The sequence below is a fragment of the Hoyosella sp. YIM 151337 genome (assembly GCF_026041215.1).
Taxonomy (GTDB): Bacteria; Actinomycetota; Actinomycetes; order Mycobacteriales; family Mycobacteriaceae; genus Hoyosella.
The window spans coordinates 76,554-93,339 of sequence record NZ_JAPEIQ010000001.1 but is presented as its reverse complement, the minus strand read 5'-3'; the positions used below and the strand labels follow the sequence as shown (position 1 = coordinate 93,339).

15 protein-coding genes and 1 pseudogene are annotated in these 16,786 nt (G+C 62.6%); 11 read left to right on the top strand and 5 right to left on the bottom strand.

Annotation, left to right across the window (positions count from 1 at the left end; genetic code table 11):
- Positions 1 to 138: 138 nt before the first annotated feature.
- Positions 139 to 491: pseudogene (gene tnpA / locus ONR57_RS00475) on the top strand (IS200/IS605 family transposase); the annotation flags it as partial.
- 256 nt (positions 492 to 747) lie between these two features.
- Positions 748 to 1,638: an RNA polymerase sigma-70 factor gene (locus ONR57_RS00470; RefSeq protein WP_265120844.1), complete on the top strand. Its 891-nt coding sequence runs from the start codon at positions 748 to 750 to the stop codon at positions 1,636 to 1,638.
- A gap of 3 nt (positions 1,639 to 1,641) precedes the next feature.
- Here the strand turns inward: ONR57_RS00470 and dacB are convergent, their stop codons facing one another.
- Complete coding sequence (dacB, locus tag ONR57_RS00465) at positions 1,642 to 3,228, bottom strand: D-alanyl-D-alanine carboxypeptidase/D-alanyl-D-alanine-endopeptidase (protein WP_265120843.1); 1,587 nt, start codon at positions 3,226 to 3,228, stop codon at positions 1,642 to 1,644.
- 76 nt (positions 3,229 to 3,304) lie between these two features.
- A complete protein-coding gene (locus ONR57_RS00460; RefSeq protein WP_265120842.1) occupies positions 3,305 to 4,138 on the bottom strand; it encodes a lipoate--protein ligase family protein in 834 nt (277 codons plus the stop codon).
- A gap of 65 nt (positions 4,139 to 4,203) precedes the next feature.
- On the opposite strand from ONR57_RS00460, the gene ONR57_RS00455 reads away from it, so the two are divergent.
- The 3 genes from ONR57_RS00455 to katG all read left to right on the top strand — a co-directional run bounded on the left by ONR57_RS00455 (position 4,204) and on the right by katG (position 7,536).
- Positions 4,204 to 4,764 (top strand): YaeQ family protein, encoded by a 561-nt coding sequence (locus ONR57_RS00455; protein ID WP_265120841.1) that lies wholly within the window; start codon positions 4,204 to 4,206, stop codon positions 4,762 to 4,764.
- A 58-nt stretch (positions 4,765 to 4,822) separates the two neighbouring features.
- Positions 4,823 to 5,227, top strand: coding sequence for a Fur family transcriptional regulator (locus ONR57_RS00450; RefSeq protein ID WP_279347306.1), 405 nt, complete (start codon positions 4,823 to 4,825; stop codon positions 5,225 to 5,227).
- Between the two features lie 71 nt (positions 5,228 to 5,298).
- A complete protein-coding gene (gene katG / locus ONR57_RS00445; protein ID WP_265120846.1) occupies positions 5,299 to 7,536 on the top strand; it encodes a catalase/peroxidase HPI in 2,238 nt (745 codons plus the stop codon).
- 66 nt (positions 7,537 to 7,602) lie between these two features.
- Here katG and ONR57_RS00440 read toward each other — a convergent pair whose 3' ends face one another.
- Positions 7,603 to 8,760: an epoxide hydrolase family protein gene (locus ONR57_RS00440; protein ID WP_265120839.1), complete on the bottom strand. Its 1,158-nt coding sequence runs from the start codon at positions 8,758 to 8,760 to the stop codon at positions 7,603 to 7,605.
- A gap of 88 nt (positions 8,761 to 8,848) precedes the next feature.
- On the opposite strand from ONR57_RS00440, the gene ONR57_RS00435 reads away from it, so the two are divergent.
- From ONR57_RS00435 to ONR57_RS00415, 5 genes are all read left to right on the top strand, one after another.
- Entirely contained in the window at positions 8,849 to 9,502 is a 654-nt protein-coding gene (locus tag ONR57_RS00435) for a TetR/AcrR family transcriptional regulator (RefSeq protein ID WP_265120838.1), read from the top strand.
- A gap of 104 nt (positions 9,503 to 9,606) precedes the next feature.
- Positions 9,607 to 11,043 carry a rifampin monooxygenase gene (gene rox / locus ONR57_RS00430; RefSeq protein ID WP_308198622.1) on the top strand — a complete coding sequence of 479 codons (1,437 nt, stop codon included), beginning with the start codon at positions 9,607 to 9,609 and terminating at the stop codon, positions 11,041 to 11,043.
- Between the two features lie 53 nt (positions 11,044 to 11,096).
- The gene (locus ONR57_RS00425; RefSeq protein ID WP_265120835.1) at positions 11,097 to 11,750 is read left to right on the top strand and encodes an SRPBCC family protein; all 654 of its coding nucleotides are present in this window, start codon (positions 11,097 to 11,099) and stop codon (positions 11,748 to 11,750) included.
- Positions 11,750 to 12,154: a helix-turn-helix transcriptional regulator gene (locus ONR57_RS00420; RefSeq protein ID WP_265120834.1), complete on the top strand. Its 405-nt coding sequence runs from the start codon at positions 11,750 to 11,752 to the stop codon at positions 12,152 to 12,154. Before ONR57_RS00425 ends, ONR57_RS00420 begins: the two co-directional genes overlap by 1 nt.
- Positions 12,151 to 12,822: a DUF429 domain-containing protein gene (locus tag ONR57_RS00415; RefSeq protein ID WP_265120833.1), complete on the top strand. Its 672-nt coding sequence runs from the start codon at positions 12,151 to 12,153 to the stop codon at positions 12,820 to 12,822. The genes ONR57_RS00420 and ONR57_RS00415 overlap by 4 nt, the downstream gene beginning before the upstream one ends.
- A 45-nt stretch (positions 12,823 to 12,867) precedes the next feature.
- Here ONR57_RS00415 and ONR57_RS00410 read toward each other — a convergent pair whose 3' ends face one another.
- Positions 12,868 to 14,019 carry a serine hydrolase gene (locus ONR57_RS00410; RefSeq protein ID WP_265120831.1) on the bottom strand — a complete coding sequence of 384 codons (1,152 nt, stop codon included), beginning with the start codon at positions 14,017 to 14,019 and terminating at the stop codon, positions 12,868 to 12,870.
- Positions 14,020 to 14,093: 74 nt separating this feature from the next.
- On the opposite strand from ONR57_RS00410, the gene ONR57_RS00405 reads away from it, so the two are divergent.
- Positions 14,094 to 15,308 (top strand): serine hydrolase domain-containing protein, encoded by a 1,215-nt coding sequence (locus ONR57_RS00405; RefSeq protein WP_265120845.1) that lies wholly within the window; start codon positions 14,094 to 14,096, stop codon positions 15,306 to 15,308.
- 3 nt (positions 15,309 to 15,311) lie between these two features.
- Here the strand turns inward: ONR57_RS00405 and ONR57_RS00400 are convergent, their stop codons facing one another.
- Positions 15,312 to 16,781: a biotin carboxylase gene (locus tag ONR57_RS00400; protein ID WP_265120830.1), complete on the bottom strand. Its 1,470-nt coding sequence runs from the start codon at positions 16,779 to 16,781 to the stop codon at positions 15,312 to 15,314.
- Positions 16,782 to 16,786: the final 5 nt, after the last annotated feature.

The window sequence follows — 16,786 nt, the reverse complement described above, 5'->3', positions numbered from 1 at the left end:
GCACGCGACCAATGTTCGGCACAGTGCATCCAGTTGGGTGGCGTCTGCCTCCAACCTCACCTGCACAATCTGCTTCACAACCAACACCGTAACTCTCGGGTACGACAAGTGTTGCAGCAATCAACCCAGCATTGGTCTATGTCACCACGGTGGGCACCAAACCCCGATGTACGCAGGGGCCGGTCGGTCGTCTATAACTTGCACGCCCATTTGGTCTTCACGTCGAAGTATCGGCGCGGCCCGTTCACCTCACAGATTCTGGACCGATGCGAGCAAGTCATAGCCGAGGTGTGTGCAGACTTCGGGGCGGAACTACGCGAGTGGGGCGGCGACACCGACCACGTGCACCTGCGGTGCACTACCCACCCAAAGTGGCGTTATCACGCCTGGTGAACAGCCTGAAAGACATGTCCGCACGCCGACTGCACCACGAGTTCCCTGGCCACATCCGCCAATACCCATGCGGCAAGCACTTCTGGACACCGTCATACTTCGCAGGCTCCTGCAAAGGCGCACCGCTGTCAATCGTCACCCAGTACATCAAGAACCAAAACAGACCCCAATAACCAGCGCCCACGCTGCGCGTGAACGCAAAGGACGGGACGCGATTCCTCCCAGCCATGAACGACCGAGGTTCCTCCCAAGATACCGCTGAAACACCCCGTCGGAATGGACGGTGTCACGAAACGATGCGACTCGGTGTCGTATGGGTGACACAATCACGTGTGCGCAGAACAGGAGCGAGTCATGAGCGAGGACGCATCCGCTAACGCCGCGATGGAGGCATTCATCGCCCATCGGAATCTGCTCTTTACCGTCGCGTACGAGATGCTGAGTTCAGCCGCAGACGCGGAGGACGTCCTGCAGGAGACGTGGCTGCGCTGGGCGGACGTCGACTTCGCCACGGTACGCGATGCCCGCGCATATCTGGTCCGGATGACCACCCGGCAGGCGCTCAATCGGGTCCGGACGCTCAGCCGCCGGCGCGAATCGTACGTCGGGCCCTGGTTGCCCGAACCGTTGATCACCGCACCTGACGTTGCGGCCGACGTTGAACTTGCTGAGAGCGTGTCGATCGCGATGCTGACGGTGCTTGAGACGCTCGGCCCCGCTGAACGGGCCGTATTTGTGCTGCGTGAAGTGTTCGACATGCCCTATGACGAGATCGCTGCCGCCGTGGACAAGTCCGTGCCGGCTGTGCGGCAGATAGCGAACCGTGCGCGGCAGCATGTCGCGGCGCGGCGTCCGCGCATGAACGTCACACAAACTGAACAGCAGGAAGTTCTCGACCGGTTTCTCACGGTGCTGACCACCGGCGACGTGCAAGCGCTGATGGATGTTCTCGCGCCGGATGTAGTCGTGGTCTCGGACGGCGGCGGCGAAGTCCACGCTGCACGCCGGCCGATTGAAGGTCTGCAGCTGGTGGCGGTAGCGCTGTCCCGGTTCGCGCAGATCGCTCCGGGGGCTGACATTGCGCGGGTCTTGGTCAATGGAATGCCGGGCGCGAAGATCAACTTCGCGGGCCAGCGGGCGGCTGTCAGCGTGACAGTCGAGGGCGGCAAAATCACAAAGATCTACGTCATCGCGAACCCGCACAAGCTGGCGCGTTTAGACGCCGAAACCGCACTTGCCAGGTAGCTGTCACTGGTTCTCTAACTCCTGCTGAATCGCTGCTGCTACCGCAGCAACATCATCATTGACCTGGAAAATGCCGTCCATGCTCGGGAACAGCGCGTTGGACACCGCGACGACGAACAGGGCGTTTCGTCCGTCACCGACATCGAGATACCCAGCAAGGCCCTGAACGGTGAGGAAGAGTTCCCCGGTTCCCGGCACACCGCCCACCTTCGTGCCGGTCTTGCCGCGCACCTTCCCGCGGGCTGGGCTGTCCTGCCCGGTGATTCCCAGCGATCCCCGCTCGCCAAGGTTCGGCAAACCCTCGATGAATGTGCCACCCCAGGGCTGATCCTGGATGAAGTCGAGTAACTGGATGACGGCCTCCGGCGTGGCGGACGCGGGATCGCCGCCCTGTCCGTCAACGAGTACGACCCTCGCCGGGTCTATGCCCGCAGATTCCGCGAGAGCCCGAATCGCGGGCAATCCATCGTCGCAATCGGTGGATCCCGCGTCCGCGGCGAGGAGGCAGAGGAACGCGTTGGCACCGGTGTTGTAACTGGTTGCCAGGATCATCCCGCCCATTTCGCCCAGCGGCGCTGACTCGATGGAAGCGACCCGGCGGTCATCCGCGTAGGAGTCCGGGTCGGGCAGCGCCGCGGCGTCGTTATCGGCCAGAACATCCGCGGATACGGATACGCCTGCTCGTTCAAGCGCCTCGATGAAAAGTGTGCGTGCCCACGACTCCGCATCCGGAATGCGGTAAACAGTGAGGGACGGATCACCGGGCGGCACTGTGCCCGTCACGTGCAACACGCGTGGGTCATCTGGGTCCGCTGAGACCTGCAACTGCGCATCACTGTCGTCCTCCCCTGTTTCGACGGAGTTCTCCAGAGTGAAGGCTGCCGTATCGGGAACCATGCGGAGGCTGGCGGACTCGCCTGGGGCGCCGCCCGGTGTCACTTCAATATCAAGCAGGTTGTCGTTGACGAAGATCGGCGGCACTGGCCCTTCCTGCGCGTCGAGCACCTCCCAGAGCCGCGCATCGATAAGGACGTCGCCGTCGACGGTGGTGATGCCGGAGTCGGCGACCTGCTGTGCCAGCGAATCGAGCCCAGCGAGCGGATCATCCTCCGGAAGCCGCGCACCTGGTATCGCGTCCGCGTACACGTGGTCCACCGCCCCCTGGGTGAAATTGAACTGCCCTTCGAGCGCACCGCGCCCACCCAGAGCAAGATCTCCAGACGCGACCAAGATGAGGTCACCACTCAGGGTCTCTCCGTCAGCGTCAGCAGAGCTGTACACCGGAGTCGTCAGTGTCGACGATGCATCGAGCTCGCTGTACACGGTGGAGACAGTGAACTCCTTTGATAACGAGGCGAGGAAGAAGAACTCGTCAGCAAGGTTGCTGTAGATGACGCGTCCATCACCAGGATCAGTCACCAGTACGGACCATCTGGCCGCGGCGTAGGGTTCGCCCGACATGATCTCTCTTGCGTCAGCAGGAAGCTCAGGTGGTGATGCGCCAGGAGACTCGTCACGGATGTCCGTGCATGATGTTGCGACCAGTGCGGAGATCAAGACGGCATATCCGAGCCGATGACGAACGCGCATAGATGATTGTTTCACCGCCCGCGGATGTGGGTGCGGCTTTCGGCTATTTTGTACCTCTTCGCCCGTCCGGCCACATTTACTCAGGAAACCGCACATTGCCGTAGGACGTTTCTTGCGGAAATCTGCGGTTTCCTGAGGCGATTGGTGGTTTCTGCAGGAAATCAGCCTCGGGTACCCGATGAGAGGCAACCAGTTCACCGGCGAGATCGAGGGCTTGCTGCGGCAGTGGCTGGGCATCACTGGGCGCGACGCCGTACTGCGCCATGACCGCGCTTTCCACTGCGTCGATCGTTAGCGCGCGCTGTTCACTTGTAAGCGACCCAACCGACGCCGCATCGAAGGGCTGCCCGAGCTGGCCGTAGACCTCGGTGAGCACCGGCCGCAGCCGGTCTTCATCTCCGACGATGATCAGGGAGCTGAACAGCCAGGCGTTCTTCACCAGTCGCTGGGCAGTGCCAATGAGCTTCACCGCGCCTCGCGCATTGACGCTGTGCGCACCGGGGCAGTACTCACCGGGGACCGCGCCGACCTGCGCTGCTATTCCGAGGCCCCTGAGTGTCGCAGCCAGCGACTCACCAAACACCCGGAACCTCTGATCATGCGTTCCCGTGACATTCGGGTCGTGCCCGATGTGATCGACCACCAGTGCATTGCCTGTGTAGGCGACCGCGCGGCCACCCGTGGCGCGAATAAGCGGCTCGAAGCCCGCTGCGGCAGCCGCCTGTGCTGCGGAAGTGAAACCTTGCAAATGCGTGTCTCGTCTGCCGAAAACGGCAACAGGCGCGGTCGGACGGTAGATTCGCACCGCCTCCGTGAACTCCTCCCGGCTCGCGAGCCGCACGAGTGCGTGCGCGGTGGCAAGTTCTAGTGCCTGATCTCCGCCGGCAAGCGGGCCACTGTGAAAGCGCACTCTCATCCTCTCGCTTAGTGCGCAGCACCGTCGGTTGTGCCGGGCATTCCGTACGCTAACCACCTATGGCAGCAGGCACGACACTTTATGGTTTCACGATCCAGCTTGCCGATGCCGACCGCTCGGTATTCGACGAGTTCGAGCTGCGTATCGCACGCCATCCGTCGGAAACCGCCGAGTTCATGGTCACCCGTCTGCTGGCGTACTGCCTGGAGTACGAGGCGGGCATTGCTTTCAGCGACGGCGGCGTCTCGTCCGCCGACGAGCCAGCGGTGGTCGTGCGCGACCTTACGGGGCACCTCGTTGCCTGGATCGAGGTCGGGGCCCCAGACGCCGGCCGTGTGCACCGGGGCAGCAAGCGAGCCAGCCGTGCGGCCGTCTACACGCATCGTGATCCCGCCAGCGTGCTGGACCAGTTGTCCGGCAAGCGAATTCACCAGGCGGCGGAGGTGCCGGTTTACAGCTTCGATCGGCGGTTTATTGCTGCGGCTGCCGCTGCAATCAAGCGGCGTAACGTCGCCTCAATCGCGGTGACCGGGCGCACTCTCTATCTGGACGTGAACGGCACTGCGCTCAGCACTGAAATCGCGGAACACAGAATCACATCCACACCCGGTAATACTTGAATCATTCCAGAAAATGGGTCACACTGTGAGTGTGCATACAACCTCGGACTTCGAGAACATGCTGCGCGGGTCGGCGCTGCGTGTGACTCGGCCGCGCATCGCGGTGCTAGAGGTGGTTCACGACCATCCGCACGCCGACACCGATTCGATCATCGGTCTTGTGCGCGCTCACCTAGGACCCGTCTCGCACCAGACCGTGTACGACGTTCTGAAGGCCCTCACGTCTGTGGGTCTACTGCGCCGTATCGAGCCGCCCGGGTCCGTCGCGCGTTACGAGGCGCGAGTCGGCGACAACCACCACCACGTTGTGTGCCGCTCGTGCGGGGCGATCGCTGATGTCGACTGTGCCGTCGGTGCAGCTCCATGTCTCGCTCCGTCCGAAGCTCACGGTTTCGTCATCGATGAAGCCGAGGTTATTTATTGGGGAATTTGCCCCAATTGTTCGCCTGCACACTGCTCATGACCTTTCCCTCTAACCAGCCCATCACCGGAAGGAATCCCATGGCCGAGAATCAAGACGCCGTCGTAGGAGAGATGAACGAAGAGAGGCGCGCAGGCGGATGTCCTGTTGTGCACGGCGTCACGGACCACGGCAGCGAGAGCGAGAACCCGGCGATCAGTCCGCCCTCAGCCGCTACCAGTCACCCGCGCACGAACAAGGACTGGTGGCCGAACATGCTGGATCTCGGTCCGCTTCGGCACAACTCGGCCAAGTCCGACCCGATGGGCAACGGCTTCAACTACGCGGAAGAGTTCAAGAAGCTCGATCTAGACGCACTTAAGCGTGACGTTGAGGAAGTTCTCACCACCTCGCAGGACTGGTGGCCCGCTGACTTCGGCCACTACGGCGGGCTCATGATCCGGATGAGCTGGCACCAGGCAGGCACCTACCGCATCTCTGACGGCCGCGGCGGTGGCGGCGATGGCAACCAGCGTTTCGCGCCGCTCAACAGCTGGCCCGACAACGCGAACCTCGATAAGGCGCGCCGCCTGCTGTGGCCGGTGAAGAAGAAGTACGGCAAGCAGATCTCGTGGGCTGACCTGCTTGTCTACGCTGGCAACGTCGCTCTCGACTCCATGGGCTTCAAGACGTTTGGTTTCGGCTTCGGCCGCGAGGACATTTGGGAGCCTGAGGAGATCTACTGGGGTCCGGAAGAAACGTGGCTTGGCGACGAGCGTTACAGCGGTGAGCGCGAGCTTGCCAATCCGCTCGGTGCCGTTCAAATGGGTCTGATTTACGTCAACCCCGAAGGCCCCAACGGTAATCCTGACCCGCTGGCAGCCGCACGCGACATCAAAGAGACGTTCGGGCGCATGGCGATGAACGACGAAGAGACAGTCGCTCTCATCGCCGGTGGCCACACCTTCGGCAAGACCCACGGTGCTGCCGACGCGGATGAGCATGTCGGCCCCGAGCCCGAGGGCGCGCCCATTGAGGAGCAAGGCTTCGGCTGGAAGAACACATTCGGCACCGGCAAGGGCAACGACACGATCACCAGTGGCCTCGAGGTCACCTGGACCGACAAGCCCACGCAGTGGAGCAGCCGCTTCTTCGAGATCCTTTTCGGCTACGAGTGGGAGCTCACCAAGAGCCCTGCCGGTGCACACCAGTGGGTCGCCAAGGACGCTGAGCCCATCATCCCCGACGCTCACGACCCGTCGAAGAAGCATCTCCCGACGATGCTGACAACTGATCTCTCGCTGCGATTCGACCCCGCATATGAGAAGATCTCGCGCCGCTTCCTCGAGAACCCCGACGAGTTCGCGCTCGCGTTCGCCAAGGCCTGGTACAAGCTGCTGCACCGCGACATGGGGCCGGTTTCTCGCTACCTCGGGCCCTGGGTACCCGAGCCGCAGCTGTGGCAGGATCCAGTCCCGGCCGTCGATCATGACCTGATCGACGATCAGGACATCGCGTCACTGAAGAGCAAGCTGCTCGATTCGGGTCTTTCCATCTCGCAGCTTGTGTCGACAGCATGGGCGTCGGCGGCGAGCTTCCGCGGCACCGACAAGCGTGGTGGCGCCAACGGTGCCCGCATCCGTCTGGCTCCCCAGAAGGACTGGGAGGTCAACGAGCCCGCCGAACTCGCCAATGTGCTGCAGGTTCTGGAGGGCATACAGAGCGACTTCAACTCCGCACAGTCCGGTAACAAGAAGGTGTCGCTTGCCGACCTGATCGTTCTCGGTGGCTGCGCCGCCGTCGAGAAGGCCGCGCAGAATGCAGGCGTGGACGTGGCAGTTCCGTTTACCCCAGGCCGCACCGACGCCACACAGGAGCAGACCGACGTCGAGTCGTTCGCAGTGCTCGAGCCGCGCGCTGATGGCTTCCGCAACTACCTCCGGCAGGGCGAGAAGATCCAGCCGGAGAAGCTGCTCGTCGACCGCGCTTACTTCCTGCAGCTCACGCCGCCGGAGATGACTGCCCTGGTCGGCGGCATGCGTGCGCTCGGCGCAAACTTCGGCAAGACGAAGCACGGCGTATTCGGGGACAACACCGATGCGCTCACGAACGAGTTCTTCGTGAAGCTGCTCGAAATGGACACCACGTGGAAGGCGTCTGAGTCCGAGGAGAACGTCTACGAGGGCCGTGATCGCGAGACCGGCGAGGTCAAGTGGACCGCCACGGCAGTCGACCTCGTCTTCGGTGCGAACTCTGAGCTTCGCGCGCTCGCTGAGGTCTACGGCTGCGACGATGCCAAGGACAAGTTCGTCAGCGACTTCGTGAAGGCCTGGGACAAGGTAATGACCCTCGACCGGTTCGACGTCAAGTGATGATGTAGGCAAGATTCGGGCCGACCGGCTTCCCGGTCGGCCCGAATTCGTTTGCGGGCGTGCGTGCTACTGGAGCTTCGCGAAAAATGCGCGGATGTCTGCGACGAGCAGATCAGGCGTCTCAAGTGCCGCGAAGTGACCGCCCTCGCTGAAATCGCTCCAGTGCACGATGTTGTATCCGCCCTCCGCATACCTGCGTATTGCGACATCTTCACCGAAAACTGCGACGCCGGTCGGTGTCTCCAGGCGTGTCGGCCATTCATGCTGATGCATACTCTCGTAGTACAGGTTCGCCGATGATCCGGCAGTGCCCGTGAACCAGTAGAGCGAGACGTTGGTCAGGATGTCGTCGCGGCTCACCGCGTCTTCGGGCAGTGTGTGGCTAGCCGCTGTCCATTCCTTGAACTTCTCAACAATCCAAGCGAGTTGACCAGCAGGCGAATCACTGAGCGCAAAGCTCAGCGTCTGGGGCCGCGTAGCCTGAATCTGAAAGTAACCATTCAGTTCGGTCATGTAATTGGCGAGCCTGGCGAGACGCTCGAGCTCAACCGCAGACATCGTCTCTCGTTCCTCTTCCGGCACCTCACCCATTGGAATGAAGCCGAACGTCGCGGCGTTCACATGCACGCCTGTGACGCAGCCATCTGCGACCCGCGCGATGTCGGGACCGACGAACGCGCCAAAATCGCCGCCTTGCACTCCATACCGCGTGTAGCCAAGCCCCGCCATGAGCCGCGCGAACACCTGGGCGATCTTCGCCGAATTCCATCCCGGACCGGAAAGCGGTGCCGAGTATGCGAAGCCAACCAGCGATGGGATGACGACGTGGAACGCCAGGCTCGGGTCGAGCCCATGTTCACGCGGATTGGTCAGCGGACCGATGACATTGAGGAACTCGACAACCGATCCCGGCCAGCCGTGCAGCAGTATCAGCGGCGTTGCGGCTGGCTCGGGTGAGGCGACGTGCAGGAAGTGGATCGTCTGGCCGTCGATCTCGGTGGTGTACTGCGGGTACTGATTGATGCGGGCCTCTTGCGCTCGCCAGTCGAACCCAGTCTCCCAGTACTTTGCCAGGTCTTTGAGGTATTCCACGGGGACTCCACGCTCCCAGTCTGGGCCTGGCAGTTGGTCCGGCCAGCGCGTATTTGCCAATCGCGCGCGGAGTTGATCGAGCTGAGCTTCCGGGATGGAGATACGAAACGGCTGAAGCGAAAGTGCATTCATGTGTGCCTGCTCTCGAACTGACCTGAACGGATTGTTCAGTTCAGAGGTTAGTTGATCAGAATATTCTGTTCAACGGTAAAGTTTTGGTATGGCGACCGAACGAACACACTCGCGCCCGGCCGGGCGGCGCGGCCGGGTTGCGGAAGCTGAGCGGAATGATGCCGCGATATTGGCTGCCGCTCGCGAAGTCTTCGTCGCGAACCCGGCCGCGCCCATCTCCGCGGTAGCCAAGCGGGCAGGGGTCGGCATTGGCGCGCTATACACGCGCTACGACAGCAAAGAAGACCTGCTCGGGACGCTTTGCTCACACGGACAGGACATTTTTCTCGATGAGGTTGAGCGGGCGCTCGCGAGCGATGCCGAACCGTGGGAGGCGTACCAGGCGTTTCTGCGCCGGATTGTCGACGCCGACACCCATTCACTCACCGTCCGGCTAGCTGGGACGTTCACCCCGACCGAGGAGCATATGCGTAAGGCCGAGCGCATGCGCGAACGCGGCACCGCATTGTTCGACAAAGTAGCCGCGTCCGGCGCCGTGCGCCCAGATCTTACTTTCCTGGACGTGAGCTACTTGCTTGAACTCATCGCCACAAGCTCGCTGGGCAGCCCCGCACGGACCGCGGAATTGCGTCAGCGCCAGCTAGCGATCATCACCGACGGCATCCGCAGCCGTTCCGAAAGCCCGCTGCCCGGTAAGCCGCCGACATGGGAGGAGCAGACCGCCCGGTGGATCAGCGAATGACGTTGCGCACCACAACCTGACCCCTTTCAACGTATATCGCCCCAGGGGCCTTGCCGCAAGCCCCCTGGGGTGGCGCACAATACACCGCCATGGAGGCAGGGAACATATTCGATGTGATCATTGCTGGCGGCGGCCCGACTGGTCTTTGGCTTGCCAGTGAGTTGCGGTTACATGGCGTACGAGTGCTTGTTCTCGAAAGGGAGAACGAGCCGCCGCCGTACGTTCGCGCGCTGGGCTTGCATGTCCGCAGCATCGAGATGCTGGATCAGCGCGGTTTGCTGGAGCGGTTTCTTGCCCGGGGGCAACAGCACCCACTCGGCAGCTTCTTCGCGGGCATTCCCGCGCCGCAACCCACCGGACTGGACACCGCCCATGCCTTCGTGCTCGGCATTCCCCAGACAGTGATTGATCGCATGCTGGAGCAACGTGCCGCCGAAGTTGGCGCCGTAATACGGCGTGACGCCGAGCTAACGGGGCTAAGCCAGGACAACACGGGAGTGACGGCCGAAATTGGTGACGGCTCACGGCTCCGCGCTCGGTACCTCGTTGGATGTGACGGCGGGAGAAGCACAGTGCGGAAACTCATCGGCGTGCGCTTTCCTGGCGAACCCAGCAGAGTTGACACCCTGCTCGGCGAGATGGCGGTCGGCGCGCCGCCAGAGTCAGTAATGGCGGTGGTGGCTGAGGTCCGCAAGAAGGAGCTTCGGTTCGGCCTCTCCCCTCTCGGCGAGGGTGTTTACCGCGTTGTCGTCCCGGCCGAAGGTATCGCCAGGGACCGCGAGGCCGCGCCACGTATCGAGGAGTTTAAGAAGCAGCTTCGGGTGTATGCGGGTACCGACTTCGGTGTGCATTCGCCGCGCTGGCTGTCGCGCTTTGGTGACGCTAGCCGCCTGGCTGAACGGTATCGGGCTGATCGTGTGCTCCTTGCTGGTGACGCCGCACATATTCATCCTCCAACTGGAGGGCAGGGCCTCAATCTGGGCCTGCAGGATGCCTTCAATCTCGGCTGGAAGCTGGCAGGAACAGTGCACGGCTGGGCGCCAGAAAGCGTGCTCGATAGCTATGAGGCCGAGCGGCGGCCAGTGGCAGCCGACGTCGTGGCGAATACGCGCGCTCAGATGGAGTTGATGTCGGCGCGGCCAGGCTCGCTCGCGATGCGGCGTCTCGTTTCGGAACTACTTGAGCTTTCGGCAGTAAACCGGTACCTGACGGAGAAGATCACTGCGATTTCGGTGCGGTATGACTTCGGCGGCGAGCACGAACTGGTCGGCCGACGGCTCCGAGATGTGCAGCTGCGATCTGGACGGCTTTACGCGCTGATGCATTGCGGACGCGGAGTGCTTCTCGATCAGACGGGGCAGCTCTCGGTGCGGGGGTGGGCCAACCGCGTCGATCACGTGGTTGACATCTGTGACGCGCTTGATTTCCCCGGTGTACTGCTGAGGCCAGACGGACACGTGGCGTGGGCCGGCGATAGTCAGCAGGATCTCGAGAAGCAGCTGGGCCGGTGGTTCGGTGCGGCCGGTGCCGGATATAGGTAGCCAAGTCTCAAGAAGCGATCTAATATAAGTAAACACTTATAGAGGAGGAGCTCATGAACCTAAGCGCTGATCCAGTCACAATCGCCGGTATGGTGACGCGGGAAGTTCGCACCGGAGAACGCGACGGGGCACGCACGAAGATCATCGTCGCCCGGCGGCCGTACGCCACCGGGCAGGCTGACCTCTGGGACGCGCTGACGAATGCGGACCGAATTCCGCGCTGGTTTCTGCCCGTGAGCGGTGAACTCAAGACAGGCGGTCGCTACCAGCTGGAGGGCAACGCAGGCGGTGTCGTCGAACAATGCGAAGAGCCGGAAACGTTTTCGGTGACGTGGGAGTACGGCGGGCAAGTGTCCTGGCTCGTGGTCACGCTCAGGCCGACGGATGATGGCACGGTGCTCGAACTCGCCCATGAAGCCCAGATTGACGACATGTGGTCACAATTCGGTCCTGGCGCGGGCGGCGTCGGCTGGGACTTGGGCCTCATGGGCCTTGCATTGCATATACAAAGCGGCGCACCTGTCGATCCCGAGGATGGTATGGCATTTCCGTTGACACCGGAAGGCCGTCTGTTTGTCCGGACCGCGGCGATGAGTTGGGCAGAAGCAGCCATCGCGGATGGCGACGACTCTGCGGCTGCACGAGCGGCAGCAGAGCGGACAATCGCCTTCTACACCACGATGCCCGGGGACGGGAATGGAACCTGATGGGTGATGCGTTGCCCGCAAAGGTATTCGGCGCGCTCGGCGACCCAGTTCGCCGCGGAATTCTTGAACTCCTCGCTGAGGGCGAGAGATCCGCGGGAACGATCGTCACTGAAGTCCGCGCCTACACGAGTATCTCGCAACCAGCGGTATCGCAGCACCTCAAAGTCCTCCGTGATGCCGGGCTGCTCACTGTCCGGAATGAAGGCACCCGCCGGATCTACACGATCGACGCCGAAGGACTCGACGCCGCCCGGCGCTGGCTGGACCGGCTAGTGCACCCGCTAGAGCCCTTTCATCAGCCCCTCGATGCCCTTGCGACCGAGGTTGCCCGCGGCAAACGGAGCCGTCGAAAGCACGCCGGCCACGGCGGTACTGACACAACGTCTGACAGAATTCCGATGTGATCGTGGTGCAGGGAATCGACGCCCATCCACGCGGATGGGTCGCTGTCGATCTGTGCGACGGCCGCGTGACTAGGGTGCGATCGGCACCACGGCTCGATGCGCTCACTTCCCCAGACTGTGCCGCTATCGGTGTCGACATTCCGCTTGGATTCCCTGAACGAGGCTGGCGGGCTGCCGACCGGGCTGCTCGCGCTGTCGTCGGTGCGCGCAGGAACAGCGTCTTCCTCGCTCCCCCGCGTTCGGTGTGGGAGCAGGACGAGTGGGAGACGGCGAATGCGCTGGCGCGGCAACTCACGGACAGCGGGCTCAGCAAGCAAGCCTACGCGCTGCGCGCCAAGGTGCTGGAAGCTGATGTGCTGCGCCAGAGTTCGGCGCTCCCCCTCTACGAAGTTCATCCAGAGGTCAGTTTCGCGACGATGAATGGCGCGCCACTCGACGCTCCCAAGAAATCGTGGAACGGACAGGCGGTCCGGAGGAGACTCCTCGCGGAGCGAGGCTTGCTTCTTGCCGAGAATCTGGGACGCGCGGGGTCTGTCGCTGTGGACGACATCCTGGACGCTGCCGCAGCCGCGTGGTCAGCGCACCGGATCGCCACCGGCGCCGCAGAATCGCTGCCTGAGCCTCCAGACAGGGATTGCGACGGACAACCAATGGCGATCTGGTACTGAATGAACCACCGCTGGATCCCGTGGCGCTTGGCGCGATCGGGGTACCTACCGGGTTCCCGGCCCCGCGCGGAACTCGTCAGCAATAGCGGCGCAGGCTCGCAACGTGTCGACCAGGAAGGTCACGTTCTGCGCATCCGGCCAGCTCGACATCTTGACGATCACTAAGTCAGCAGCCCGGTCGATATAAATGAGCTGCCCATGGATCCCGAGACACAACTGGATCGGTGTACCATCCGCCCGCCGGTAGAACCAGAACTGATTCCGGTACCAGCCACCCGGCAGCACGGCCTCGTTATCCGTAGCCGCAAATGCCGATCGCACATCCGCCGGCGGGTCATACGTATCCCGCAGCCACGCTTCGGGAACCACGGTGCGGCCGTGAGCTGACCCGTCACAGCGCACCATGTCTCCGAACCGGGCGAGGTCACGCAGGGCGGCGCTCATTCCGCCGTCGTGAACCGGGGCGCCATGCACATCCACCGTGATGTCCGCGTCGAACTCCGCGCCGAGTGGCGCCCAGATCACGTCGCCCACGAGGTCAGCCATGCTTACTCCGCTGGCTCGTTCGAGAACCCAGCCGAGCATATTTGTATCAGCTGAGCGATAGACGAACTCCCCTCCATGGGAGGACTCCCCCTGCACCGTTGCCAGGTAGTTGTATAGTCCAACTGGGTCGTCATCCCGGCGGGGCGCCCACCCATTCGAGCGTTCCATGACGCGCACTTCAGCGTCTGCGTCGGTGTAGGTTTCGCGGTAGGCCACACCGGTGCGCATATCGAGAAGATCCCGAACTGAAGCGCCAGCGTAGCCCGCGTCAGCAATCTCGGGGACGTAGTCGGTAATCATCTTCTCTGGTATGAGCAGCCCGCGGTCAGCGAGCACACCCGCCACACAGCCCACCACGGATTTCGTAACGGACATCATGAGGTGCCGGGTCGCCGGTTTCAGTGCGCCGAAATACCGCTCGCTCACAATCGCACCGTCATGCATGACGAGGAACCCGTCGGTATACGTGCGTGTCAGCAGCTCATCGAGACCAGGAACAAAAAGGTCACGCTGCTCGTGCGGTAGTACTGCGGGCACGGCCGGAGCTTTGATGAGGCGCGTGGGAATAATCTCGCGCATGTTCTGGAACGCCCATCCCAGCTGAGTGGGTTCCTGCCAGTTCGCCAACGTCACCAGAGGCTCATTCTGCATGCTTGCGTGCATCCTTTCTCGGATCGTTTCGTGGTGCGGGTGCGGCGCCGCGCGCCGCTAGGATCGTTCTGGTGATGACGCATTCCCCGAGCGCCCCTGTCACGGCGTACAACTGGCAGACGCCACCGCACAACCGGTGGGCCTTCTGGAATGTTCGTGAAATCTTGCCTGTGCAGCGTATCCACCGCGCTCCGGCAGCCAGCGTGCTCGAAAGTGCCGACACACTGCCCGGCCTCAGCACCATCACACTCTCCGATGTTGATGGCCAGCTCACGACGGTCGCCGCCGTCCTTGGAGCGACAGACACGGATGCTTTCGCAGTATCGCGCGAGGGAGCTGTCCTGAGCGAGTGGTACCGGCCCGGCGGCAGCGCGGACCGTCCGCACGCAGTGATGTCGATAACCAAATCCATGGTGGGATGGGTGGCAGGCGCACTGCGTGAGCGGGGCGAGCTTGACGCCGACCGCCTGATCACCGCGTACGTACCGGAATTGTCGGCCAGCGGGTACGCAGGTGCTCGGGTGCGTGATGTGGCGGACATGCGCAGCGGCATTCAGTTCAATGAGGAGTACGTGAATCCCGACTCCGAAATCCGGAAGCTCGGAGATTGGCTGGGCTGGTATCCGGACTCGCCGGCCGAAAACGCGCCGGGCCTGTATCGGTTCGTCGCGAACCTCACCGCGGATAGCCCCCATGGCGGTCCTTTCGTCTATCGGTCCTGTGAAAGCGACGTGCTGGGCTGGGTATGCGAGCGCGCTGGCGGCCGGCCCATGGCCGAGCTGCTGTCCGAGCACCTGTGGTCGGTGATTGGCGCTGAACATGACGCGGACCTGCTGTGCGACCGCCTTGGTACCGCGCTGCACAACGGTGGTGCCTCGGTGACCGCGCGTGACCTCCTCCGCTTCGGAAGTGCGCTACTCCCCTCGCCCCAAGCGCCCTCGTGGCTCCGCGCAGCCTGGGCAGTGGACGCCGACCACCGCGCTGCATTCGCTGCCTCCACCGCTGAGGCTGCGATGCCCGGTGGCTGGTACCGTGACCAGTTCTGGTTCCGCCCAGGCCCACAGGGAGACGTGTTGCTGGGGCTAGGCATCTACGGCCAGCTCTTGTACGTCAACCGGCGTTCGCGGACGGTGTGCGCCAAGTTCTCGAGCTGGCCGGTCCCGCAGGACCCGGTGCGTCTGCAAAACACGCTACGGGCCTGCGATGCCGTTTCAGTGGTACTCGAGTGCTCGGCAGCTACCGGAACCAGTGCAGCGCGTCCGGTGCGCTCGCCCCGGTCGCTTTTCTGATCCCTACTTGAAGGTCGAGATTGCCGTCGGGTGTGGCGCTTCTGGGACGGGGACACTCTGATACAGCCGCCGGATTCCCTCGATGTAGCGCACCGCCCTCGGGGTGAGTCCCTCGGTCGTCTGCATGCGTCCCTTCGTCACGAGGATGCCGAGGTCAGCTCCGCTGTACCGGTAGTCACCGGGGCCGTATACGCGCAGATAGAAGGCTTCGTCTTCGCCGGCGAGATCGTGCCAGTCGTAGCTGACGCGCTGGAACGTCAAACCGCCATCTTCGTCCATGTGCCATACACCAGTCTTGGGCGCGGCGATAATCTGTTCGACTGCGTCATCCGGTTCCTTCATGATCAGTTGCGACCACACGTCCACCGCCGCGAGATCGCGCCAGCGGGTGTTTATTTCTTCGACATTGACGGTGTAGTCAACGTCCATGAACTCAAGCAGGTGAAAGAGGAATAGGGGGATGTCTGCGTACGCACCAGCCGTCACATTAGTCATAGATGACGCGCCCGAGATCCTCGGGTTGAGCTCCCCAAGGTACACGTTGTCTGTATCGAGGTCGATGAGCACGTCGATCTCGAGGAAGCCGCGGTAACCCTCCTGAGCGAGGCGGTCACCCAGTTTGCGCACGAGGTCGATCCCTGCGTCGCGATGCTCCTCCGACAGTGCCTCCGGGAACAGATCGTTACCGCACCAGCCGCCCTTATACGGTGTGAGTTCGGGATAGCCGGTGAGGTCTGTCATGAATGGGCCGACGATCGTGCCGTGCCGAGTGATGCACGCTTCCACAGCCGCGGCCTTGTTGTTGATCCGCTTCATCACCTTGAGTTGTTGATCAACGAGGTTCGCCGCATTCGCATCCCAGTCGTCTTCGCTTTTGATGAAGAACGTCGTTTTGCCGGAATCACCGTATGGCGTCTGCACAACGAGGTCGGAGCCGAGCTTGTGCGCCTCGGCCAGCGTCACAAGCTCGTCGTAGCTGTCGGCGGTGCCAAGCACGTTGGGCACTGACGGTGCCCCAGCTTCGTTGCCGAGCTGAGTAGTGACGATCTTGGAGTCAAGCCTGCGCCGCAGTGAATCGGGAGGCAGGATGAGCTGGTAGCCGAGTTCCTCGCAGATTCGCTCGGTCTCCTCGTCGAAGAAGACCATTGCGAGCATCGGGATGCCGCCCCTGCTTCTCAGGTATGCCTGAACCTCAGGATCACGAAGGAGATAGTTGTTGATCTCTTCGCTGGATTCGAACTCGATGTACGGCTTATTCATTGGGCTGAACACTCGCGGATGGTGTCCATCCCAGGAGTCGTAGTAGGTGATGTAATGGAAATTGCGCACCCAGCGATCGATGCCCAGCAGGTTGAAGACGGTTGGGCCCAGGAAGTAGATGGGCTGTTCATTGGTGCGCAGAAAGGACCGGATCTCGGCGATCCCGTCGAGGGACGGACGGACTGGGGCTTTGGTCTGGATGGAGGTAGACACAGCTG